Origin of the sequence: Cellulophaga omnivescoria (genome assembly GCF_027915275.1) — a bacterium.
GTDB lineage: Bacteria > Bacteroidota > Bacteroidia > Flavobacteriales > Flavobacteriaceae > Cellulophaga > Cellulophaga omnivescoria.
In genome coordinates this window covers 3490553-3516673 of record NZ_CP115819.1, presented here as the reverse complement: position 1 = coordinate 3516673, position 26121 = coordinate 3490553, and the positions used below count along the sequence as shown (strand labels likewise).

Annotated in this window: 11 protein-coding genes and 1 pseudogene; 1 reads left to right on the top strand and 11 read right to left on the bottom strand. The window is 32.7% G+C overall.

Annotated features, from left to right (window positions below; all coding sequences use genetic code 11):
* Positions 1 to 34: 34 nt before the first annotated feature.
* Positions 35 to 2773: a right-handed parallel beta-helix repeat-containing protein gene (locus PBN93_RS15485; protein WP_077400019.1), complete on the top strand. Its 2739-nt coding sequence runs from the start codon at positions 35 to 37 to the stop codon at positions 2771 to 2773.
* Positions 2774 to 3047: 274 nt separating this feature from the next.
* Here the strand turns inward: PBN93_RS15485 and PBN93_RS15480 are convergent, their stop codons facing one another.
* From PBN93_RS15480 to PBN93_RS15430, 11 genes and pseudogenes are all read right to left on the bottom strand, one after another.
* Entirely contained in the window at positions 3048 to 3335 is a 288-nt protein-coding gene (locus PBN93_RS15480) for a hypothetical protein (protein ID WP_077400013.1), read from the bottom strand.
* Between the two features lie 86 nt (positions 3336 to 3421).
* The gene (locus tag PBN93_RS15475) at positions 3422 to 3679 is read right to left on the bottom strand and encodes a hypothetical protein (RefSeq protein WP_077400010.1); all 258 of its coding nucleotides are present in this window, start codon (positions 3677 to 3679) and stop codon (positions 3422 to 3424) included.
* Positions 3680 to 3685: 6 nt separating this feature from the next.
* A complete protein-coding gene (locus tag PBN93_RS15470; RefSeq protein ID WP_077400007.1) occupies positions 3686 to 6058 on the bottom strand; it encodes a TonB-dependent receptor in 2373 nt (790 codons plus the stop codon).
* A 43-nt stretch (positions 6059 to 6101) separates the two neighbouring features.
* Positions 6102 to 6959, bottom strand: coding sequence for a hypothetical protein (locus PBN93_RS15465; RefSeq protein ID WP_077400004.1), 858 nt, complete (start codon positions 6957 to 6959; stop codon positions 6102 to 6104).
* A gap of 45 nt (positions 6960 to 7004) precedes the next feature.
* Positions 7005 to 7121: pseudogene (locus PBN93_RS15460) on the bottom strand (transposase); the annotation flags it as partial.
* A 102-nt stretch (positions 7122 to 7223) separates the two neighbouring features.
* Entirely contained in the window at positions 7224 to 7658 is a 435-nt protein-coding gene (locus PBN93_RS15455; protein WP_077400001.1) for a hypothetical protein, read from the bottom strand.
* Positions 7658 to 14395, bottom strand: a complete 6738-nt coding sequence (locus tag PBN93_RS15450) for a hypothetical protein (protein ID WP_271081055.1) — start codon at positions 14393 to 14395, stop codon at positions 7658 to 7660. The genes PBN93_RS15455 and PBN93_RS15450 overlap by 1 nt, the downstream gene beginning before the upstream one ends.
* A gap of 1 nt (position 14396) precedes the next feature.
* A complete protein-coding gene (locus tag PBN93_RS15445; RefSeq protein ID WP_271081054.1) occupies positions 14397 to 15764 on the bottom strand; it encodes a PKD domain-containing protein in 1368 nt (455 codons plus the stop codon).
* 1 nt (position 15765) lies between these two features.
* A complete protein-coding gene (locus tag PBN93_RS15440) occupies positions 15766 to 19086 on the bottom strand; it encodes a T9SS type A sorting domain-containing protein (protein ID WP_271081053.1) in 3321 nt (1106 codons plus the stop codon).
* 3 nt (positions 19087 to 19089) lie between these two features.
* Positions 19090 to 21168, bottom strand: coding sequence for a fibronectin type III domain-containing protein (locus tag PBN93_RS15435; RefSeq protein WP_077399988.1), 2079 nt, complete (start codon positions 21166 to 21168; stop codon positions 19090 to 19092).
* Positions 21168 to 25889: a hypothetical protein gene (locus tag PBN93_RS15430; RefSeq protein WP_271081052.1), complete on the bottom strand. Its 4722-nt coding sequence runs from the start codon at positions 25887 to 25889 to the stop codon at positions 21168 to 21170. The genes PBN93_RS15435 and PBN93_RS15430 overlap by 1 nt, the downstream gene beginning before the upstream one ends.
* Between the last annotated feature and the right edge of the window lie 232 nt (positions 25890 to 26121).

The following is a 26121-nucleotide window of genomic DNA, read 5'->3' as shown; positions in this document are numbered from 1 at the left end:
ATTAGAGTTAAGCTGCTTTATAAATACAATTACTATGATAATAAATAAACATAAAATAAAAGCATATTTGTTCTGTGCTTTTCTATTCTTAAGTGCAGTATCTGTAGTTGCACAAAAAAACTATTACGTTAGCACCTCTGGTAACGATGCTAACAACGGAACATCTGCGGCTACTCCGTGGAAAACAATAAATAAGGTTAATAGCCAAAAAAACAACATTAAAGCAGGTGATGTTATTAACTTTAATAGAGGAGACGTCTTTTATGGCTCATTAGATTTAAAAGGCAAAAAAGGGTCATCTAGTAAAGCTATTGTCTTACAAGCGTATGGTTCTGGGAACAAGCCAGTACTTAGAGCGGCTAAAAAAATGAATAACTGGACACGCCATAGTGGTAATATTTGGAAAACAAACTTGGGTAAGGTAAATAACGGTAGAATTCCGTCTTTGTTTTTAAACAATCAAGCACAGCAAATAGGTAGGGAGCCAAATGTTAGTGCTGCAAATGGCGGTTACAGAACAATAAAATCTCACGCAGGAAATAATAAATCTATTTCAGAAGAGTCTAGTTTACCATATGCATCAAACAGGTTTAAGGGTGGTGAAATTGCTATTAGAACTACAGATGATAATGTAAAGGTAGAAACAGTTACATCTCACGGAGGTACAACGGTAAATTTTAGTTTAGCTGACCCTAGTGCAGGTTTTGAAAACAATTTGGAAAACAATTTTGGATATTTTTTTCAGAATCACGTTAACACATTAGACAAAAACGGAGAATGGGCACACGATACCAATGCAGGTGTATTGTATTTGTATAGCAATACTAATCCAAATAATATAAATGTAGAAATACCATCAGGAGAAGAGGCTCTGGCTTTAAATAATACCAATTATATTAAAATTCAGAATTTAAGAGTAGAAGGAGGTTTAAGTCAGACTTTGTCTATTAGCGGTGCATCTAACTTAACTATTGCAAACTGTAATTTTTACAATGGTAATAACTACTTGTCTTTAGGTTTTACCTTAAGCAATATTAAAGTAACAAATACTGTTTTTGAAGAAAGTAATAACGTAGCAATACGTTGGGAGGGTATAAATGGATTAACCTTTAGCAATAATACAGTTAAAAATATTGGTATGCGTACTGGTATGGGTGCACCAGGTTTTATTGGTTATACAGGAGTAAGGTTTATTAGTAAGTCTGGATCATCTACTAACATTATAGAAAAAAACACAATTAAAGACATAGGATATCATGCATTAAATTTTGGTGGTGGTAATTTAAAAATTAGGTATAACAACATTAGTAATTATTGTTATACTAAAGATGATGGTGGTGGTATATATTCTGTTGGTAATAAAAACGGAAATAACAGCATTTATAACAATATTGTACACGATTCTCCTGGCGCAATTAGAGGTGTGCCAAGTGGTAGAGGCTTTAAAACAGCTGGTATTTATATAGATAACGACTCCCAAAACCAATTAATTTATGAGAATACCGTATACAATATAGTAGGTTGGGGTTTAATGGCAAACTTGTCTAGTAAAAATAAAATTAAAGATAATACGGTTTATAATTGTGACAATGGGTTAGTACTATCTACTTATAGCAATAGTTTTGGCGCTGGTGGTAGTGTAGCAAAATCCACCAATAACACTATAACTAATAATATTTTGTTTTGTAAAAAACCAAACCAGTTTTCTGCAAGGTATACCAACCAAATTACAGATGCTGGTTTTAATACCTTTTTAGGAGATGTAAATAGTAATTATTACTGTATGCCATACAAGGGACAAGAAGAACTGAGCATTACGCTAGCTAGGCAGACAAATGAGTATACGTTAAATGAGTTTAAAACAAAATATCCTAATTACGAGAAAAAAGGAAAGAGTGCTCCTGTACAATTTGCAACAACAGTAAATCCAGGTACATTTATAAAATTTGTAGTAAATACAACAGGTGTAGCAAAATCTGTAAGTTTAGGATCTACAGATTATGTAGATGCTAAGCATAAAAATTACACAGGAAATGTAACAGTAGCGCCTTATTCTGCAATTGTATTGCTTAAAGGAAAAGCAGATGCAGGTTCGCCAGTAACCTCTCAGTTAATAGATAATGGAATGTATACTATAGAGTCTGTAACTTCTAACCAAAGATTATTGTCTAGAGCCTTAGAGACATTTAATGCAAAAATGGTAAATCCTGGTAATTTTGATGATCAAAAATGGATTTTTACGCATTTAGGTGATAACGTATACACTATAAAAAATAAAGCAAACAATAGATTTTTAGAAGTACCATACGCCAAATGTGAGAATAAAGTACAAGTAGCAACATATACTAGTGCAGCTGGAAAACACCAACAATGGAAAGTTGTAGAAAACGGTGCAAATGTATACGGCTTATTACCTAACCATTGCCAAACACAAGGTTTAGACCGTAACAATGGGACATTAAATACAAATGCTATAACTTATTTTTATGGTAAGGACAATGGCAACCAAAAATGGAAAATAGTACCAACAACAGCTAGTTTAAGAAGCAGTGAAGCTGTTTTAACAGTATATCCTAACCCAGCAAGTGAATTAATAAAGGTAGCAGGAGTAAAAGTAGGAGATAAGCTAGTTGTTAGAAATATGAGTGGTGTTGTTGTTAAAGAAATGAATGCAACAGCAGCAGAAGCAGTTATTTCTTTAGACAATTTAAAATCTGGAATGTATATTATTTCTATACCAGGAACAGAAAGCAAACAATTTTATAAACAGTAATACTTAAAAATTAGTAAAAAGCCACCTAAATGTACCGTTTGGGTGGTTTTTTAATTTTTTGTTACTCTGATTACTCTTTACGGCAGGAGCAGGATGATTTCGCTAGCGGGGGAGGACTCGAAAGCGAGACAGGTTTATTCTCAAGATAAAGAAATAACTCTTGCATCTACCAAATTAAATTCTTTTAAAAACAAAAGAGCATTATCTGATATTATCAATTTATTTGGAGTTTCTATTCCAAAATCATCTTTTTTCGCCTCTCCAGTTATTCTAATTAAGTAATAATCAGGTGTTTTTTTTCAGAGTATAAATTTTTAAAAGTCTCAGAAACTTCAACATTTACTTTTTCTCCAAATTCAAATCCAGTAAAATTTGTCTTTAAAAGAGCATCATAAACTCTTTTAGTTATAAAATAACAAGGTGAATTTCTTAAAATATCGTCATTTGACCATAAATCTAAAACAATATGTAACTTTAATACTTTCCAAGGTGTAAACGACTTGTCGTACTCTGTTTCTCTACCAAGCTGAGAAGGAGCTTGTGGTTTTAATTGAATAAACATAATTAATAATCTAAAGGTCTAATTGGTGGAGACCCCCCCCCGCTAGCGCAAGCATCTTGCTTGTGCCGTTAAACAAACTAAAAATTTTACTTGTTTTTACTAAAGTCTCTTATAATTTTATAGATGTAATAAGCACTTAAAATAAGTAAAGTTCCTTTACCTAAAAATACACCAAATTTGTTGTTGTGTAGGTATTTTAATATTGCTTCTAACAAACCAGCTCGCCAACTAGAAGGAAATTCTTCCAAAGGAGTCCAATAATCGTATATATAGTAAAGAAATACAGTAGTAGCAAGTGCGAGCAAATTAACAAGCAGTTCTTCTGTTTTATCTGAGAGTTTCATTATAACCTATTTCTTAATCTGCTTATGGTATAAATCAGCTAAATAATACTCTAAAAAGTTTACAATGTCTACTTCGGTTTTACCATTGGTGTACATTAAATAAACCTTGTTTATATGCTTGTCTTTAAAGGCTGTTAAACGTGTACTATTAATTTCATCCATAATGTCCCAAGTACGCATACCTTCTAACATATTTCTATGGTTGTCAAAACGCTCATTAACAACCTTTAGTTTTTCTTTACTTGCTGCTGTCTTTTTAACTTTAGGGTCGTTATTCTCAGCATTTAAGCGTATAAACTCTTTTTCTAGTTTATAGTCTATATCTTCTGCATCTTTAACTAGTTTATTATATGCACGTAGTACAAAGTCGTTGTATTTTTCCTGAAAACCTTTAAAATCTTCTAAAGACTTTAAATAGATAATAGCTTGCTCTTTGTAAACAGCATCTTTTTTACCAATAGCTTTTATCATATTATCTGCCAAGCCTCTTAACTCAAGATTTTTATCGTCTGGTATTTTTCCAAAGTTAGGATCTTTGGTTAGTTGTAAAATAGTGTCTGTAATATTATTGGCATAATCTACATACTTGTATTTTTTGTAATTTATAGTAATAATACTATCTCTAGTTTTACGTTTTTTGTCTTTTTTACCCCATTTAATTTTAGGTTTTTTAACGTCAAAAGAATAGTTGTATGAGAAAGTTGCCGTAAACTCTTTTAAGCCAGAAACCGTTGGTGTGGTTCTAAAAAGCTGAATTGCATTTAAACTTAGGTTGTGTTTCTCTAGCAACACGTAAGACACACCACCTCTAAGGTTGGTAATGTTTGTGGTACCACCTGTATTTTGGGTTTTGTTGTAAGATGATGCTAAAACCGATTTTAATTTGTTGTCAAAAAAGCCTTTTTTAACGCTTAAGGTAGGACCCCAAGTTGTAGCATCTTCACGACCAATAGTATTGTATGTACCATTTAATGATGGTGTTATATTTAGGTTTAATTCTGTAAAACCAATAGTGTAGGAGGTAGCTATGTTATGAAAAGTAGACGCATCACCAATTCTAACAATTCCCCCTTGTTCATTGGCAATATCACTAACATTGTAATTTAAATTTACATTCTCTTTTTTGGTTTTAGAGCTCGATAAAATATAGTTGATATTTAAATTTGCATTTTGCGATATCTGCTTGTAATTTAAAGAGTCTGTAGCGTTGTCTAGTAAATTATCATCATTAATATCATCAAACTGATTGGTTCTAACGTTGGTGTAAGTACTAAAGTTAGAGTAGGAGCCAGTAAATGTTAAACGCTCTGATGCAGTATACGTTGCATTTGCAGCACCAACAAATCTGCTTGTAGGGTTTGCTTTTTGGTCGTCTAGATCATCTCTCTGAAAACCAACATTAAAGCTTAAATTTACTTTATTGTTAAATAGTGGTCTAGATAAGTTTAGAGTAATATTCTCAAAATCGTTGTTAAAAAAATAAGCACCTAAAGTCTCATAACCAGGATCTACACGCTCATAATTAACACCAAGATTTGCTTGGTAAAATGAGTAGTTTACACCTAATTTATACGCATTGTAATATTCTGTAGAAGCTCGGTTTTTAAAAAAGCTTCCTAACAGTCCTTTTTTACCACTAGAGGTCTCTTGCGCTCTAGTGTCTTGCGTTATGGCAGTTGTAGCATATTCTGCACGCAACTCTAAGTTTTTAGATAGGTTTACACTACCTTCAAAACCAAGAACAAGGTTTTCTTTAGGTAACACACCTTCTACATCTGGGTTAATATCAATAGAATTCTCCCTGTCCGATGCATAAAACGTAGACACACCCACACTGTATTTATCTTGCTCAAACACCGTTTTAAAACCATAACCCATTCTTTGGTAGGCAACTACGGCACGCTCATCTTCTACAGGTTCTGTAGCCTTTAAAAGTCTACCATACATAGCACTAAATGTAAAACCTTTACTAGGTGTTAGTTCTACACCACCACCAGTAAATTGGTGTCCGCTTAAGGTGTAAGGAGAAAATGTCATATTTACATCTCCAATATGCGCAGTAATCCACTTGTATTTAGGGTGTAAGCTTAACCTGTTAAAATTAAAAGGCAATTGATAGCCTAGCTGTTCCCCTTGGTTAGAGTAGTTGTAGCTAACAGGAATAGAAAAATTATAATAACTAAAATTTAAATTACCTTGTGCGTAATACGTAAAAGGTTCTCTGTTGTTTCTTTGGTTGCTACTGTAAAATACAGAACTAGCGGAAATACCTCCGCCTACTTTAAAAGGCGAAGATTTTCCAAAAGTTTCTAAATCTACACTTTGCGATATGGCAAGTGTAGGTAGTAGTATAAAAAGTGAAAGTAATAGGTTTTTCAAGAAAAAAGTTGGTTGGTGTTTATAGTAGTAGTAAAAACAAGAATTATAGTTTTTCTCTTAAAATATGGTTTATAGCCATAGCTTTTAAAACTTCTTCTTTGGTTTTTAACTTGTCTAGTTTGTCGCTTTCTTCTTTTCTAAAAGGAACGTATGTTTTGTAATTATAGGTTACGTATGATGCCAAAGGCACTCTTTTAGAATTTAATAAGTACGTTTTTTTATACGTAGTATTATTTGCAAAAGTTTTAAACTCATACACACCGTAACCAATTAATAATGGCTCACTATCTGGGTTTTCTTCTGTAGCAGTATTTTGGTAAATTTCTAACTCAGTAGCAGTAACCATCATAGTACTTTTAATACTAGTTGTTTGTTTAGGAGCATAGGTTTTTATAAAAATATCACGATTTTCAAAGTCTCTTTCTACTTTATAGCCAATGTGTTTTTTAAGTTCTTTTTCGTTGTTTTGTAGTTCTACCAATTTTGTTGGAATTTTGATAGATTTAGCTATTAAATAGGGAATATTAGCTTCATTATAGCCGTTACTATTTAAAAAACCAACTTCTACCAAGTACTTTACAATTCTTTTTTGCGTAATGTAAAAGCCTTTTTCTACTATAGCAAGTGTGTCTTGTATTTTGTCTCCTGTAACCACGTGGTAGTCTATAGTTTCATCATCATGAAATAAGATAGACTTGTAAACAAAAGTTTTTACTTTAAAAAGCGGATTACCATCTACGTCTGATATTTGGTAGTATTTAGGCTTTTCTGTTTTTACCTTTTCTATGTTTGCAATTTTTACTTTATCTAAAAATATCTCCCCTTTTTTTTCTTTTATTTTTTGTGCCATAGCACCAAGAGATACTAAAAATAATGAGGCAATAAGCAATTGTTTTTTCATAGTTGTATGTAATTTATTTGGGTTATTTTTTTGTTTTTAAATTGATGTTTCTTCTAATACATTAAAATAAGTTTGTCTAGTAAATACATCTATCCAATAAACAGTAGCAAAGCTTACAAAGTAAGCTGCTGTTGGATTATTAAATTTGTATTTTCTGCTCATTTTACTTTTATATTGTTTTTTGCTTTGCTTACTCCTTACGGCACGAGCGTGACGCTAGCGCTAGCGGGGGTTAAGAGTAAGAAAAATATATATTTTATGAATTTAAGAAATTTCATTTTTCAAAGTTTCTTTATTTATAATCTTTGTGCCATCAACAAGAAGCAAAGCATCTAAATAATTTGCCATCTCTAATAACAATTCTAAATGATGCTTCTTAATTTTTTTTTGAAAAGTAGTTCTAATCACTCCAAGTTCTTCATTGAATTGAACAACAACTTCATAATACCCCTTTTTTAAATTAAATTCAGCATTAGCTTTTTGTTTACTATGACTCTTCAATATACCATCTCTAAAGGCCTTTGGTATTTCATCTAAATTCTTTAAAGTATTTTTACCTTGTTCAGTTTCTTCTTCCCAAGTAAAATAGTCTTGATGAGTATCTATAAATTCGATATAAGCATCGTAAGATATTTTCTCTTTTATTTTGGAAATATTCTTAAATTTCTCTTTGGATATCCAAGGGTCTGATATTTTCATTATGGGATAAATTCTTCTAAAGTATTAATCTTAAAATCTATTGTTGGTCTCTCCACCTTTAAAGTGTTTAACCATTCATTTTTAATGGCATCTTTAAATTTTTCTTTTGGCATATAAATATGAACTTCTACTTTATTATAAATAATTGTTTTACCATTCCAAGTAATACCATTATTAGCCCCTTTACCTGCAATAAGATTATCTAAGTTATTCTTTATTGCATTAGATTCTAACCATTTATTTACATCTGTAACTGTTGTAGTTTTCATAGAAACTACGGTCTCTGTAAAAATATTATTACCAGAAGAAGTTCCATTTTTATAAAAATCAATGGCTTTAAAATTACTTGCAATTTCATCTGTATGTCCCCATCCAGAAGTTTTCAAATACCTGTAATTGCCCATCATATCTTCAAACAACTTTCGCTCAAAGAAAATTTGAGGATAATATGCTTTCCAAGCATCTTCTATGTAACTTAATTTTTGTGCCTTAGATAATCTAGCAAAATCATCTATGTTGTTAACCACAGTATTTGCCGCACTTCCAGCCCTTCTAAACTGTATGGTTACATTATTATCAGTATTTATTAGTATTTCAGGTTCCGCATCAAAATTATTTCTTTTAATAGTTTTTCCAGAAGGAGTTAAAAAAGCAGCTTCTTTTGGAGAAACAGGTGGAATTGCGTCTGTTCCATTTATAAGTTTTTTAAACTCAGTGAGGTTAGCTGGTTCACCACCAATATAGCGGCTAGATGCTATGTACTCTTCTTTTATAATTTTTGTTTCTGGATGGTTGGCTAAACCTTTTGCATAAATTTCAGATGCTACTCCTTGTTTTTGTAAAAATGGAGGAACATTTAAGTCAAACTCAATTGTTTTTGTTGCTTGGGTATAACTAGAGCTTGCAACACCTAAATCTACATCATCTAAAAACTTAACCTTATAATATTTGCCCGTAAAATCTATATTTGTCCAAAGTCTATTGTTAACACCGGCAGAGCTTGTTTTCCAAGTTTTATAACTCCCACCAATTAATTCAGAAACTTCATCTAGGTTTTCTAAGTCTATTTTTATAACATCATCAACTCCTATATCGTCTAAAACAGCCCAAGCTTCAACTGATTTTGGTTTTTTGTTTAGGGCATTAAGTAAGTCTGGTAATTCTGAAAATTGATCGGCAAATTTTGTTAATTTTCCTTGGTCATTTAAGTTTTCTAAAGTTGTTTTTAAGCTGGAAAAACCATCATCTTCTAATTTTTTTATAAAATTGGAAACAGTTAGGTCATCAGCTGTAGCAGCTCTAATGTAATACTTACCATCCTCAATGTTTTCTACTATTTGCCACTTTGCGGTAGCTGCATCTACAGATTTGTCTATAGCATTAAACTCTTCTAAAACAATAATATTTTTAGAGTTAGTTAAACTATTTGGGAGCTTAAGTGTATTATATATAGTAAGAGCATCATCACCCCCTTCAAAATTATACTTAAATAGTGAGTATTCTAATTCTGCTGTAACATTATATACTTTTTTATAATAATCAAATTTACCTTTAGCAGTTATAAATGCGTTTTTAGCTTCTGAAGCTACTACAAGAGTTAACTCGGCAAAGCCTTCTAAAATTTGATCGTAGCTAGCTGTATTAGGAAAAAACTCTCTGTACTTAACTAATTCTTTATATGTATTATTTAATTTTGTTAATAGAATAGCTCTATTTCCAGAAGACATTCCTTTTAATTGAGCAGGTAATGTTTTTATAGCCTGTTTTGTTACTAACCCAAATTTTAAAACATTTTTACCCCCTACAGCAACAGTCTGATATAGTCCCTTTATTGCAGATGGTAATTGTGCTACTTGATATATAGTATACATATTATCCCATAAAGGGTATATGTCTTCTCCAAGGTAATCAGCTACTTCTTCTCTTTGCAGCATCATATATATATCTATACCAGCTGCTGATTGCTCTAATGCAATTAAGAAAGTACTACTTGCTCCAAATGTTGCAGGAGCAGCTGCAATGGCTAAGATATCTGCTGCTATTCTAACTGTTGATTTAATTTGATCATCTACTATAGAATCTTGTAACCAATGTAGAAATATAGCAGGTACCATAAAAGCAGACCCCTTATCAAATTTTTGAGTGTCTAAATAAATATTTCCCTTGAAATCTAGATACACTAAATCCATTGGGTTAAAAGTCCTATTTATAATTTCTTTATCACTCTTACCAAAATGTTTTATGCTGAATTTTACCTCAATATTTCCACTTTCATTTATTTTAGTAGAAAAATTAGCTCCCTCAAATAAAAAGTGTCTTAAAAAAATGGCGTCAGTTGCAACTTCATATACTTTATCACCCAATGATATTTGATGAAAAGGTATGTAATTAGTGTCCTCAGGTATTTTTTTAAGCTTATCATACTCCGTATTGAGATAATCAATTGTAGCATAATCGCCGTAAACCGAACTAGGAAATGCTCCCTCAAAGCTTTTGATATAAGCTTTAGAAATATTTTGAATAAAACTGTTTAATTCGGTATTGTCAGATATATTATCTAAAGTTTCAAATATTTTTTTTACTAAAATTGGATTTTCTTTTAGCTTTAATCCTAAAGCTAAACTATTAGCATCAGTAAGATTAGCAGAAGTACCTGCAATTATTTTTTCTGATTTACTACCCCAATCATCTTTGTTATCAAGGGTTTTAAGAATTTTTATGCGGTCATCTACATCTCCATAATCATTACTTAGGAGAGTAAATTGATTCATAAATTCGGTTATTGCAACATCATTTGCATCTTCTAAAAATTGCCAAACGTATTTATTTTCTTCTTTTGTTATAAACTCATATAATTCTTTTTTATCATCATATTCGTTATTCTTTTCTTTTGAGAATTTTATTAATCTTGCAATACCATTATGCCAGTGAAGATTATTAAGATTAGAAGAGCTTAAGGTTGAACTAAATCCTTCAATAAATAAATCAAGTGCTTTTTTTCTTGTAGTTATAGGGATATATTCAATAATGTCTTCTGTTGAAATTCTAACCCATTTGTCGTAAACTTCTTCATAATCAAAACTACTAGCAGAATCATAGTTAAAATTATCTACTAATGAGATAAACTCAGATGTATTATCTTTTGAGTTTTTAGTAAAATAGTTAATTAAGTCAATGTAGGCATTTTTAATTTTAGCTTCAGAATTCAGATGATTTAGAAATAGTTCATCATAATCATTAATTCCAAATTTTTCAGAAATGAAATCCTTAAATAACAAAGGTTGCGTATTGTTTAATAATGCCAGCTTTGCACATATCATATAATCCCCAGTAATGTTCCTGAGAATGTCAGTCATTCTACTAGCATTTACTTCATATTGACCAGGGAAAGGAACGTTTTGGTAATCATAATCTTTGTATAATTCAGTCTTTCCTTGATATATAGATTTTAATTTTTGATAATCATCTATTAAATTAAATGTCACTTTGTTGTTTGCTAAAGGAGCAAAACTAACGCTGCTTGGAACGCTACATTTTTGAAGTCTATAACTTATTACCTCATAAGTAGAACCTTTTTCAAAATAAGGAAACAAAGCAATTAACTCTTGCCTTTCTTGATTGTATTGCGTAGATTCATAATATTGTTTTGTTTTCTTTGATATAAATCCTTTATAAGTAAATGTTAAATCTTCTTTAGTGATTACGTTAGTAAAATTAGTACTTCTATCTACATCTACCTCAAACTCTTCATCTCCTATTGTGAAACCTAAAATAGCCCCAACTGGATAATCAATATATTTTTCAATTTCGTTTAAGCCTGTAGAAAATACTATATCTTTTATGTCAGAGGGTAATGTAATATAACTTCCATTTAAAGTCATAAAGGTAAATGTGCCATTACCATTAGAAAACTCTGCAGGTATTTTAGAGAACTTAGTACTCTCCCCATCCTCTTCATCTTGAAAAATATAGAACTTTAAATTTGGGTTGTGTATTTGTGCCCAGTCCATATGACTTAAAAGGTCACCGTTAGCATAGTCCATAAGCCAAGGAGTTTTTCCTTTTATATCATCGCCATAAGTTGTAAAAGGATGTTGTAAGGCAAAAATACCGTGAGCAACTTCATGCGCTGTTACTTTTGCTAAATCTCCTTTACCTTCTTCATCTGAGCTTAACCCACCATTAAATACAAAACCAAACTGGCGTTTTAGTGGCATAAAACCAGCTATAGACTTAGTTGTATTAAAACTAGAATTAAATGTAAAGACGTAGTATTTATCTTTTTGGTAGTCTATTTTTTGTTTTAAATCTGCTATAATGGCTTTCTGCTCTTGGTTATAGGTGTTTAACCAAGGTTTGTCTCCAATTTCTAATTTATTATCGGCTCCTAATAGGCCATTAGTTAAAGAAACACTTTTAGTCTCTATATTAAGCGTAGTTGAAGCTTGGTTAAAAATTGTATTTAAGTCTATTGCTGTAGGTAGTTGTGCACCGTTTACAGAAACGAGTACAACGTCTACAGTTTTTCTAGATAAATGCCATAAATTAAACGCACCAGCCGTTTGTTGTTTGGTAGTGTCTTGTTTAGATTTTACAACAGCATAAATAGGTTCGTTCTCAAAAGTATACCTTCCTTGTACACTTAAGTTAATAGTGTTGTTGGTAGCTTTTGTATGCGTTAATAACTCTCCTTGTTTGGTCTTAAAAATAAGATCATCAATGGTGTAGTCTGAGTTAGAAATACTAACTGTTGCTGTAATTAAAGAAGAGTTGTTTTTTTCTGCTACGTGATTTACAATCTCATAGTTAGCACCTTGTGCATCTTTTATAGTTTTATATTCTTCATTTAATTTGGTGTTATTTATTCCTGTTGGTAATTTGTCATAACCGTAAGTGCCTCTAGTATTAAAAGTTACAGTAATACCTTTGGCAGTTAAAGACTCTATGTCTCCGTTTTTGGTTACACCTTCTACATTATCTGGATTTACAGGTCCGCCTTTGTCTATTTTACCACCTTTGGTTACATTACCTTCTGCATCTACGTGGTAGGTGTTGCCAGCACTATCTACAATAACTTTATCATCTCCTAAAGGAGAAGTTCTTACCTGTGCATCATTAGGATTTCTAATAACAATTTGTCCGTCTTCAACAGTAATGTAATCTTCAAAATAATCTGGAGGTATAACAAAGTTTACATTTAATTCATCAATATCATTATCACCTTCAATAAGTTCTGTTAATTCAGATACATCAGACATACCAGCACCACCGGTAGTAGCAAACTTTTCATCATACTCCGTTTCTACAATACCATTGGTTAATTGCTTGTCTGTATTTATTTGTATGTTGTTAAAAGTAACCCTTATTTGTGTGTCTCCTAAATATGGTACTACTATAAAACCCCAACCTGTGTAATTGCCATTGCCGCCATTTACTTCTTTTACGGTTACAGGAAAATCACCTGCTGTAAAAACATCATTAACGCCTAGTAATTGTAGCGGGTCTTGGTTGGTAATTACAATTTCTGGAGGTATGCCACAATTGTACTCACTAGCATCTTCTTTGCCAGGCGTAGTAAAGGTGTTTATTGCGGAGTAGCTGTAGCCACCATTTTGTACACATTGGCCACCAACTCTATACTCATAGGTAGTTTCTGCTTCTAAAAAGAATAATTTCTTTTTAGTTTCAACAGTTTCAGATTCAAACCACACATTATTACTGCCACCTTCTTTTCTAAATTGTATTTGGTAGTTAATATGGTCTGGGTTTTGCTGCCAGGTAATTTCTTCTGTGGTTGTACCTTCAGACTTTGCTAAAATATACTGTGGAGCATCGCACTTGCCAGTATAGGTAAAGTAAAAAATTTCACTATAACCACCATTTTTAAATACAGCAGTTTCACTAATACCATCGCTAACAATAGCACGCACACGCCACCCGTATGTTTTGCCTTCTAAAAGGCTAGTTTCTCCAGGGCCGTAGAGTAGGGTATTTGCAAAACCTTTAGTTTGGTATAAGTTTGGCGAAGCTAAAAAAGCTGCTTGTGGATCTACATTTGTGTCCCAAAGTTCACGCAGTTCAAACTCATACTCAACACCAGTTGCATTTACGTGTCTTGGTGTCCATTGAAAAATAATATTTTGAGGATCTTGGGCAGGTACTTGCTCTCCGTTTTGTGGCAAATTTAAAAAAGGAGGATCGTTAAGTACTAAGTAAACAGGATAGCATTTTTTTTCTGATAAAGGTCTACCTGTAGTCCAATCAAAAACCTCAAAACAAAACTGATACAGGCCATCTGGTAGCGGTTTGCTGTATTCGCTAGGAGTAATGCCATCTAAGTTTTGTAAGTCAAAATACGGTTGCAAATCTAGGTTAGATAAGCGCAACGGAATACCACCTGTTAATTGTATTGGCGCAGCATTTTGTACAAAATCTTTAGATTGTATGTTAACACTGTTACCAGAGATAGAAAATCGTAAACGCACTTGTAAGTCGGACTCATTAACATCTGTTAAAAGCAAGTTTACCAATAATTTTTCTGTGGTAGAAGTGCTATAGTCAGACAGTTTTAAACTGTAAGGAGGTGTTAACTGTGGCGATACTTGTACGGGGAATAATTGTGCTGATGCTACAGAGCTAGTAAGTAGTACTAGCAATATTAATGCAAAACCTAAAAGCTTGTTTATAGGTGCACTTAATATGCTTGTTTTAAAAGGTATTAAATTACGTATTTTCATCTTACTGTTTCTGTATTTTAATATCGGTTAGTATGTAAGAGTTTTGTCCGTCTTTTACATATTCTTTTATTTTTATAGCACCATTTCTACCGTCTGCAGTAGTAAACAAAACAATTCTGGGCACTGTAGTATCTGTAAAATGTTGAGAACCACCATTGGTTTCTGTAACGGTTAAACTGCTTAAAATACTATCATCTGTCATAGCATCAAACTCTGCTAAAGTTAATAATGTAGAGCAACCACATTGTTCTTGAGAATTAATAATACGTGTGTTTTGTGCATTTATTAATGCAGGAAACGTAGTAGTGCTTAAATCGTCTGGAGATACAAACTTATTAAAGGTAAAGTCTTCACCCAAGCCAAAAAATACAATATCTATTAAGCTACCATCTATGGCATCTAGTTCTTCTTTAGTATATATTTCTCTGGTTGTGGCGGAATAAAAAGCACCTACAGTATTGTTGTTATGTGCAGTGTTAATTCCGAATTTTATATCCGTTAAACTTCTAATATTGGTATTTGCTAATAACTCTATAGTTTTAGAGATCGATTTTGATTCTTTACCATTAGAAACCGTTAACGTTAGTGTTTGAGTGCCTTCTGAAGTAAAAGTAACAGTTGGGTTTTCCTCTGTACTAGTTGATGGTGTAGCATTAGAAAAAGTCCAGTTGTACGTTAAAACACCTGTACTATTATTTTGCATTGTAAGGGATACCGGAATTTGAAGATCATCATCCTGAAAAGCGACTTCCCAATCAAAATCTGCTACCAAACCATCTGCAACTGTAATTGTTTTCTCTAATTCGTGAGTTTCTTTTCCGTTACCAACCACTAATGTTATTAGATGATCGCCAGGTTCATTAAAAACTACTGTTCCTGGTTGTTCTTCTGTAGATGTTTCTGGAGTACCACCTGCAAACGTCCAATTATAAGTTGTGGCTCCTTTAGTGTTATTAGTTATTAAAACTGATGCAGGCGCAAAATTATTAGTTTGTATTTCGGCATCAAAAGCAACTTCTACAGCAGCATCTAGGCTAAAAGTAATTTCTTTACTATCTGCAGAGCCATCTTTGTTTGATGCATCTAAACGTATGGTATATTCGCCTTTATTGTTGTAGACTAAAGCACCAGGGTTTCTATCTGTGCTAGATTCCCTATCTGCACCTACAAAAGACCAAGAATAGGCGTCTGCACCAACAGTTTTGTTTAACACTTTAACCGTTACAGGTATAGAATAATCATCATTAATAATAGCAATTTCAAAATCTATAACAACAGGTACAGCTTGCTCTTGCGTACAACCAGTATACAAAAGTAAAATTGCAATTAAATTACAATAGTAAAGCACTATTTTTTTAGACTTAAGCATACTAGTTAATAATAATTTTTCTGATTTCACTCCCTTTAGCAGTTTCTAACAAAAGAACATAAGTTCCAGAGGCTAATGTTGTACCATATTCTAAATTAAAATTAACTGCTGCTTTTTCTTTACGTTCGTTTACCAAACCTTGAGATGCCATACTAAATATTTTAAGCGATATAGGACTAGCCTCAGAAAGTAAAATATCTACATAAAATTGACCATTAGAAGGGTTAGGATATATTTTAAAATCTTGAATGAACGGCGTTTCAGCATCGCCAATGTCTGGAATGTTTTCTGCTTTGCCAATAATAATAGTTTTCATATAGTCTAAGAAACAAGTTCCTTGGTTAGAGCGTAGCAATATATCATAAGAACCAGGTTCATCAAACAAAAGAATAACATTTTCATCTGTTTTAGCAATTACTACAGCTTCATCAGGTAAAAACCATTCTACTTTATCGCCTATAGGTTCACTAATATTAACTAAAGCTAATTCTTCACCAGCAAAAGCCTGCGTACTTACAATAAAGTGTGCATCTATTGGCGTATCTGATGTAGTAATAACAATACTATCACCACCATTACAACCCAATAATGTTGTAACTTGTACAGTATAGGTACCAGCTTCGGCAACTTCTATACTTGGTTCTGTACTTGTAAATCCGTTATCCGATGTCCATAAATATGTGGTGCCACTACCTTGGTATGTTGCATCTAAAACAACACTTTGTCCGCCACAAAGTAATCTGTCTTCTCCTAAGCTAATTAAATCTGGACTAGGATTTTCTAACGTAATTTCTACTGTTTCTGAACATAAATTAGCATCCATAACTGTGATAGTATACGTCCCTGCGGTTAAGTTGTTGGCGTAAAAACCAGTCTGACTAGGTATAACATTACCATCTTTAAGCCAATTATATGTGTAATCTTCTAATCCGCCACTAATACCTAAAGATATTACACCGTCTGAACCATTATTACAAACAGGATCGTTTTCTTCTAAAATAGCAACTTGAAGTGGGTTAGGAGCATCAATTATAACTTGACTTGTAGCCTGACACCCCTTTTCGTCTGTAACAAAAAGAAGGTAAGTTCCTTTTTCAAGATTTTCAATTCTAGGTTCTGTAGAGCCATTAGACCAGTTTAATGTATACGAACCAGTTCCACCAGTAATTGTAGCTTCTGCCCAACCTTCAGTGCCATCAGAACATAATAAATCTCCTTTGGTGAAAGTAATTACAAAAGGTTCAGGATCTAGTAAGTCGTGAATAACATCCGTCTCATTAACCAAACTATTGTTTACATAATTGCCAATAACAATGCCGTTTGCATCTCTAATATTTACTGAGTAACGAGCAGCAGTTAAATTGCTGATAATACTATCTTTTTCTTCTGTAAGTACTTGAAAAACTCCGTTTTCATCTTCTTTTTTCCAAGTATAATAATATGGTAATCCGCTATTTGCTAAAGCATCTAATTTAATACCACCTGTAGCGTGAGCAACTAATTGTCCGTCTCCAACAGGATTGTTAAACTCATTTAAACTGTTACATGAAACAGGGTTCGCTTCTTCAATAGTAAGTAGTAATTCATCAGGATCTTCTATAGAAAAATCTCCTTCAGCAAAACAAGTAGTTTTTTGTGTTGCTTGTGTATGGTTAGCATCTGTTACAGTTAAAGTATACGTGCCTTCTCCAATATTATTTAAAGTAAAAGTTTGACTTTCTTCATCTGCATCATATGCAGAGCTAGAAACAGTTGTAACTTCAACTCCGGTATTTTTATTCGTCCATACTACATTATAAGGTGCTGTACCACCAGTAACTACTGCAATAATACGGCCATCTGTGAACCCATTAGCGGTAGCATCATTACTTTCGTTTAATCTATCTACTGTTACTTGTAAAAATTCTAAAGCTAATATGTTGTTAGGTTCTTCAATTAATTGTTCTAAAATTAAATCGTTATCATGATCGGGAGTATCATTACCATCATCATCAGGAACTAATTCTTTTGCAACGCACTCATTACCATCTCTAACCTTAATTTTGTTAAGTCCTGCAGACAAGTTATTTATTCTATGTGTATGTGTATCTTCAAAATTAACCCAATCCTCAATAGTACCATCTGGTCTTGTTAGTTGGTATTGATAATTACCCTCTGTACCACCTTCAGCTGTAACTAAAACGGTACCATCTTGTCCATCTTTACAGTTTACTTTAGTAGAATCTGAAAGTTCAAAGCTAACATAATGTGGTTCATAAACTTCAAAATCAATTTTATGATTATCACCATCAGCGAAAAGGGTAGTACCACCAACAAACTCTATACGAAAACCATCATCAGTACTTCCTGGTAATCCAGTTATGGTTAATCTGTCATTAATGATGTCATCAGCAGTAATATTGTTAATATTTTTTATTGGAGTAGAATTTGATAAATCTTCTATTACTATACCAAAACTTTCTCCAGGCTCTAAATTTTCATCAAAAACAAGGGTTATTTCTGCGTCATCTGTACCATTACAGCGTAAGCCAGTATTATTTTCAATACCTGTAATTTGTGGTGCAGATGGGAGTATTTTAAATACATTATTGGTTGGAGACTCTAAATCTCCACACATATTAACTCTAATTGCTAAAAATTTACCAATAGTACTTTCATCTAAAAAACTTGAAGGAGTTAAAGAAAATGAAGTTTCACCTTGAGTTGCAGTTGAAAAGGGCATATTTAACCAATTGTTATTAGATATATCACTTTCGTTGCTAACAACTTGATATTGCCAATTGTAGACAGATGAGTTAAAGCCTATTGAATTAGCTGTGACATTAACATCAAATTCATCTTCATAACCAATAAGGTCACTAGGTGGTGTTTCTAGTTCTATCAAAGGTTTTATATCATACCTAAAACTAATTGATGAACGTGAGGAACCTCCTGTTTCTTGATCTTGTATTAATCCATTATAAGCACAACCGCTAGTGGAAATTGTATTTTCTACATCAATGCTAGATGTATTTCCAGAACAAGTTATACCGGACCTACGTCGGAAAAAAGAAGTAAATTCAACTTTAGTTACTCGTTTTTGTCTTACAATTGTTCTTAAGTTAGCAACAGATAAAGATCCATTAGCATTACCAGAGTATATTTCTTCTCTATCTCCATCAAAGTATACTATTGTTAAGTGAGTGCCTCTATCAGAACACACATTATTTCCACTGGAAGTCATCCAATAGTTATAATCATAAATTTTAATTTCATATGATTGACTTAATAGAGAGTTGGAAACACCTAAAAAAATTATGATTAAAAGAAATATTTTTTTCATAGCTTAATAATTTACTTCTATAGTCTCCAAAGTTCCAAAACTACCATTTGCAAATACAGGGCGTATTTGGTAGATATAGATATTATTGGGAGATATATTGTTGTCTATAATTTTTGTGAGTGTTGCAGGCAATTGCTTCCAAGTAGAAGGTTTTCCTTCTTTTTTAGATTTAAAAATGACCAATTCTTTAATTTCAGATGGTAATTTTCGCCAGTATAGTGTAATGTTGTTTTGCTCTCTGTCTACTGTTGCGTTTAATCCCTTTAAAACTTTATCTTCTGTATTAGAAGCTGTTTCTATGGTCAGGGTAGGTGAGTCCGCAGATATCAGTCCGCTATCGTCTATAGCCTGAATTTTATAGGTGTATTTTGTAGCAGCTACTACTTTGTTATCATTAAAATTTGTGATAGTGTCATTGGTTTCAAAAATCAACTCCCAATCGCTCACAGTGCTTTTATTTTTACGAAAAAGTTGGTGCTTGTCTACATCTGTACTAACACTTTTTATCCACGAAAGCGAAACACCATCTTTATGAACTTTATATTCTTTAAAAATAGGAGAGGAAGGAGGTACAACATCTGGCTTTTTAATCTCTAATACATCAGAGTAATCGGAGTTGTTATATCTGTTATCTACAGCTACTACAGTATAGTATACTCTATCATTTAAAGATTTAACTTGTACGGTATCTGTAAACTTATTTGTAGTAACCGGATCTACAGTAATTTGTGCATATTCTTCGTTTTTTATATTCCCTCTAAAAACACGATAACCCAACATATCTTTTTCTGTGTTTAGTTCCCAAGTAATGGTAGTTATACCTAAGCTATCCATAACACCAATAAGACCAACTGGTTTTGAAGGCGGAATAGAATCTACAAACTGCACCAAAGCAGAAAACGATGCTGTTTCTGTACTATCTTTTCCAATAGCAATAACTTTTATATAATTGGTAGCGTATGGTGTGGTTACATTTGTAGATCTTGTTTGAGGAGTAATTCCTTTTCTAATGGTTTCATAATCACCATTATCTTTAGTAGCAGCTCTTATTTGAAATTCAGCTACCTCTAGTTCTTTTTCTTTTGGAAACTCCCAAAAGATATCGGCATTACTATCACCTATTAACTTATGGTTGGTAATAAAAGGAGTAGCTGTTAAAGCTTTTTGACCTTGACCAACAATAGATTTTGAGGGCTCACCTTGCTCTCCAAAAGGTGAAACACCTAATACTCTATAGTAGTATTTTTTGTTGTTTTGGGCTAATGTATCTACATAATACATACGTTTTGTAGGTGAATCTTCTGTGTTATTTAGGTTTACTAATGGTAGGTCGTCTAAACGTTTATAATTGGTGCCATCTTCAGAACGTTCTACATAATACGTTGCGTAAATACTTTTAAATAGCTCATATTCCCACGTAAGTAATACCTCTTTATCTTTAAAAACACCTACTAAATCTATAGGAGCAGGTAGTGCTTCTGTATTAGAAGCTTCTATATAAATTAAACCTTCTTTTACATTAGTTGCTAACTCGGCAGGAATTGCAGATTTTACACGGTATAAATAGCCTTCGTTACTTTTAATATCGGTATCTTCAAAACCCAAACCAGCTAATTTTGCAGCTTCAAAATTCATATCGGCAGCAAATAAGGCAAAAGAGTACCGTTGTTCTAATTGTTGTACTTTATTTACAATAGCCATTAACTCACCTTCATCTGTGCCAACTTCAAAATCTTCACCGTGAATTGCTTGTGCTAGTATAGCAGCATTATCATTAGCCATAGAAATTTCTTCCCAAGATGCTACAGGAGCAGGTTTTAAAGTTCCAGCAACAATAGTTTTTTGTTCTGGTGATTCTAATCTTTTACCATCTCTGTATACCGTAAAGCGTTCTAGTGTATAACCATAAGTATTTGCTCTTTGCCATACAATAGCATCTGTTGGTGCCCAACGCACCAATATTTTGCCTTGTTGTGCTCTTGCAATAGCTTGTATAGTGGGCGTTGCAATACTGTCTTGCGTCTGTGAATAAGTAGAGAAAGTAACAAGTAAAGAAATTAAGAAAAATAGTTTTTTTATCATTAGTCTAAATCTAATAGATTTTTAAAGTTTACAGTTTCAGATGTACCTAGCTTATTTCCAGGTAAAACATATTGTACTTTTATGGTATAAGTACCTTTTGGAATAAAAATGTACTCTGTATCTAGTATTGCTGAATTTGGATTAGTTAACGTAATTATACCGTCTACATAATCATTTAAAACATTAGTTTTAGTGTTAGTGTAATCTAACTTGTAAATCTCTGGTAAATTGTATTTAAACGGAAAATGTGTTCTTGTCCACCCTTTATTAATACCATATGCAATATTTGTAACATAGTTAGTAAACAAAGGCAATGCTCTTTTTGGTGGTAAACCATATGGATCTTCTGGACGTTCAATTTTATATGCACCTGAACTGTATTTTTGATATAAAATTGGATTTATATCTTGCTTAAAATAGTTGTCAGTTAAGTCAGATTCTGCAACTATCATTGGTTTATTATCTGTATAGGCAGTACCAACTAGTTCTGCAGTTTCAAAAGCCTCGTGGTTATCTATTGAGTTGTATAAATAGACCACATCATTTGTAATTTTACCCCAACCATAGTTGTTAACTTTTATTGCTTTTATTTTTTTAGCAAAAGTGTTGTAAGCGCTACTGGTAAAATTATAACCTATACGTTCTATACTACCATCTTTAGAAACAGATTGGGCATTATTATCTGTAACAGTCACTGTATTATCATCACCAAAATCTGTATTGTTTTCTGTTCTAGTAGATGCGGATTCTGAACTTGCATTTTTCGGTTTACTAAAAATAGATAATGAATACGTTGTAGATTTATTTAATGTTGGTAAGGAATAATTAATAGTATTACTGGAATTATTATATGAAAATGCAGGTTTTTCTTCTTCACCAGTTTCACTAATTAATGCCAATTCACTTTTCCATTGTGCATCATCAAACAAGTAATCTTGACCTTGTTTTAGTTGTATATATCCTTTATTATATTCTTTAGGATAGTAATACTCTTGATCTATAACAGGGTAGGAGTATACTATGTTTTTTAACGGAATATATTCTGGAGCTCCACCAGTTGTAAAAGAACGTTCTTCTGTTTCTTTTGCAGGGGCACCATCTACCATTACTATTTGGTAAACGCCGTTTACTCTCTCTTTAAAACCAACGGTTACACTAACTGTTAATGGTGTTGAAGGAGGCAAAATATCTTCAGGAACAAATGTTACATTGTTACTATTTTCTCCCCATTCTAAAGAACCAGTGATTTCAGTATTACTTTCATCTGTAATTTTAAATTCGTCTAAGGTAATTTTATAAATATGGTCGCCATCGGCTTCAGGAATTGTCAATGCTTTTTCTACAGCCATATTAAATGCTGCTTGTGGCGTTGCAAAAACATCAGCTTCTGTTTCACCATCTCTTGGTGTTAGGTCACTTATTATTTTTAATCCTCCAAGTGGTGATGCATTGTCAAACTCACACTCTTCACCAATAGTTACTTTAAAGTTAAATTTACCTTTAACTAAACCACCTAGTAAGTCATAATGTCCGCCTACATAACCACGCATCCAAACAGGGTTAGGTGCTTTGGCTTGTAATAATACAGCCGCACCAGCTTTTATTATAGGAATACGTTTTTTAACAAAGAATAATTTTAGGTTGATACCTAGTTCACCTTGTAAATAAGCATATGCTTGTCCGTTAGCATACCAACCATTAATACCAACTTGGTCTCCTGTATTTACACATTGTGCTTGTCCGTAATCCTTAAGCATAATATCAAACCCTAAACCAGCCTGAAAACGAGCATAGAACATTAAAAAGTTCATATCTCCAGTGTCTATAGAAAAGTCTGTTCCAAATGCAAACCCGCGTCCATCACCTAGTGCATTTTCATCTCTCATATAATTTAAAGACTCAGCATCTACACCCAAAATTTCTGCTACAATAGCAGGAGGCGGCGGACTACCAGGTATGTTATCACCCAACATAAAATATCCGCCTGCTTGTGCAGATATTGCACCAACTCCTAGTTTTAAACCAAGTCTGTCTGTTGGAGTCCCCATATGTACGTACCATTCATCTTCTGAAGAATGAAAAACACCCCAACCAGCTCTACCACCAGAAGCTCTTCCTTGTAACACGCCACCTACTACATTAACGTAAAGATCCATATTTGCATGGAATGATTTATTTACAAAATCGAATTCCATTCCTATTTTAGCTGTTATACCAGCTTCACCAACAACTTCACTTTCATATTCATCATCTGCTTTGTCTAAAAAAGTTTTTCCAACTTTACTATCCATTACTCCATTTAAGGCCTCAGTATCTACCATTTTGCCTAGCTTATCTGTAAGTTTAGCAACAGGGTTTGGAATATCAAAAGCTTTCATCATTTGTGCTTCACCAAAGAAACCTAGTCTATTAACACCTCCGTTATTATTAAATTCAATTTCAAAACCAGCACCAATACTTATTGCACTTTCATCAGGAATACCTCCAAAAATCATTGCTTTTACACCTAAACCAGTATCATCATTAGGAATGTATGAAAGTCCTGAAGGAGAAAAATCAGGGCCAGCATTAGGTTGTCTGGTCATTTTATAAAATGCGCCACCAGCAAAACCAGAGAGTTGTATAGGGCCAGCATTTATTTTAAGTCCGTGAACAGCAGCATCTACATACCAGTACCTAAATTCTCTTTTTCCAAAAATTGCTTTACATGTAATAGGCCCAAATTCACTAAAAGTACCTTCTATATTACCAGAGAAGCCATTACCATAAATAGGATCATCATTCATTAATAGTAAACCTCCTTTTATTTTAACCGCGCCCATATTGGCTTCAATATTTATTTCGGAAAGGTCTAAACGATCATATTTCCATTTTTGAACAAAGTTTTCTTCTTGAAATTTACCTATAATACCTAGTCTTGCATCTGCTGCAAAACCTTTATCTGATTTTCCCATCAGATTTATTTTCAAGTCAAATGAAATACCAGCTTCTTGGTCATTAGAGTTAAAAGCAATATCTGCTATTGATACAGGGAAGTTGGCAAGTTTAACTTCATCTTTATATCCAAAATAATCTACTTGTAAAATAGGGGCTTCAGTCTGTAATACTAAATTCTGAAACTCTATACCTTTAAAATTAACCATGCTGCTATCTGCATCTTTGGTACCTTCATTTTCTAAAGATTCTTTTTGACTAGCGGATATTGCCATACGACCATTTAATACCGCTTTAGGCTTAAAGTTATTATCTGCTACTTTTAACTCAATAAATGAATTAGGTAGTAATTGTGCTTTAGCTTGCCATACGTTAAAGTTTAATGTATCTGCAGTAGCAACGCGTACAAGATATTCTTCTTCACTTATTAACCCTTTGTATGATAAACCAAGTTTTTTATTATCTTCATTGGTAGAAGAAGTTGTTTCTTTTTTAGCAGAAATAGGCAAAACTATTTGTCCATCAAACGCAGCACTAGTTATCCGGTTTGTGGTAAGTTCAACATCAATATAATCAACAGAGAAAGCCCAAGCTTTTTTGTCATTAGTTCTTCCTTTATCTAGTGGAATAATATTTTCTACTGAAAATAAGCCAGATACGCCATTGTTATCAATAATCATATTGGTGGCAGCAAACTTTACACGCTCTTGTTTAGCTATACTTTCTGATGTTTTAAAAGTCTTTGGTAAAGAAACCTCTAAAGATTGAACGTACACACCACGCCACAATTCGGCATTTGGTAATAGTAAACCTTTCTCATGGTAATGCTGAGGAAAAGGAATATCAGGAGTTCTAGTATCACTAAAATCTAGTGTAGCTTCGTTTAAGTTAAAAACAAATTTATCTGGATGTTTCGATAGCGTAAATGGCTGAAGGTCTATTGTTGCTACAATATCATTCCATCCGCTAGCAACCATATTAAATTTTCCTGTTACTCTATTTGGTACCTGAGCTGTTGTACCATCTATTCTTTGTACGCTTTTAAATTCTTTTTCTGGTTCACCAAGATCAGTCACCGGAATAATTAAATTTCTAGAAAATTGAACTTCTGCAGCTAAGCCCATTTCTTTTACACCATTACAGTCTATAGTAACATAAGTAAGGTTATCTGTATTACCTGTTTTATAGTCAAACCCACCTTTAAGTTCTAATAGCCAGTTACCAGCATTAAAAGGTATTTGTACATCTCCTAAAAGAACAAGGTTTGCATCGCCAAAAATTCCACCATCGTGAGAGAGTTTTACATTATTTGCGCCAAAAAATATTTCTAAAGGATCTCCGCTTTCATCTGTTTGGGGTAGTCTAACTCTAGCAAAAACAGTTAATTCTGTATAATCTTTGTGTATTGTTGCTTTTGCTATTCCAATAGAGTATTCTACTTCACTAACAGTGGTTTTAATACCTACTGGTAAGGTTACAATATCGTTATTTGATAAAGTATTAACCCAAGTATCTTTTAGGTCTATTTCTTCTAAAACTGCAGCAGCTTCATTTCTGTCATTGATTATTGCTTTAGGTGTAGGAAACTCTTCTTTAATGTTTTTGAAATTAAAAGAATTATTTACATCGTGTAAATTTAAAATACCAGCATTCGCATTTGTACTCTTTAAAATACTATCCAATAATCTGTTTGTAGGGGTAGGGTTAAGGTTTCCTAAACACAATACAGGAACAAGAAGTAGTAAAAACAACAAAAAATTAGATAGTAATCTATTTTTGTAATTCATAAGTAGGTTTTTTAAAATTGGTTTCCGTTGGCAATATAAGAATTTACTTTCACACGTTTTTAACAATTTATATTATTGCTTGTTCAGAATGTATATTCGTTATAGGTTTGTATATATACGTTATTTTGTGACTATTGGATCTTGTTTTTTAACATTTTTTTAATAAAAGCTTTTTTAGTCTCAATATTGTGTTTTTTGGATAAAAGGTGTTTTTTTTACGACTAATTACTTT

Excerpts from the sequence above, each read along its gene's own strand:
- PBN93_RS15485 (WP_077400019.1), top strand. The coding sequence starts at position 35 with ATGATAATAAATAAACATAAAATAAAAGCATATTTGTTCTGTGCTTTT.
- PBN93_RS15480 (WP_077400013.1), bottom strand. The coding sequence starts at position 3,335 with ATGTTTATTCAATTAAAACCACAAGCTCCTTCTCAGCTTGGTAGAGAA.
- PBN93_RS15475 (WP_077400010.1), bottom strand. The coding sequence starts at position 3,679 with ATGAAACTCTCAGATAAAACAGAAGAACTGCTTGTTAATTTGCTCGCA.
- PBN93_RS15465 (WP_077400004.1), bottom strand. The coding sequence starts at position 6,959 with ATGAAAAAACAATTGCTTATTGCCTCATTATTTTTAGTATCTCTTGGT.
- PBN93_RS15455 (WP_077400001.1), bottom strand. The coding sequence starts at position 7,658 with ATGAAAATATCAGACCCTTGGATATCCAAAGAGAAATTTAAGAATATT.
- PBN93_RS15450 (WP_271081055.1), bottom strand. The coding sequence starts at position 14,395 with ATGAAAATACGTAATTTAATACCTTTTAAAACAAGCATATTAAGTGCA.
- PBN93_RS15445 (WP_271081054.1), bottom strand. The coding sequence starts at position 15,764 with ATGCTTAAGTCTAAAAAAATAGTGCTTTACTATTGTAATTTAATTGCA.
- PBN93_RS15440 (WP_271081053.1), bottom strand. The coding sequence starts at position 19,086 with ATGAAAAAAATATTTCTTTTAATCATAATTTTTTTAGGTGTTTCCAAC.
- PBN93_RS15435 (WP_077399988.1), bottom strand. The coding sequence starts at position 21,168 with ATGATAAAAAAACTATTTTTCTTAATTTCTTTACTTGTTACTTTCTCT.
- PBN93_RS15430 (WP_271081052.1), bottom strand. The coding sequence starts at position 25,889 with ATGAATTACAAAAATAGATTACTATCTAATTTTTTGTTGTTTTTACTA.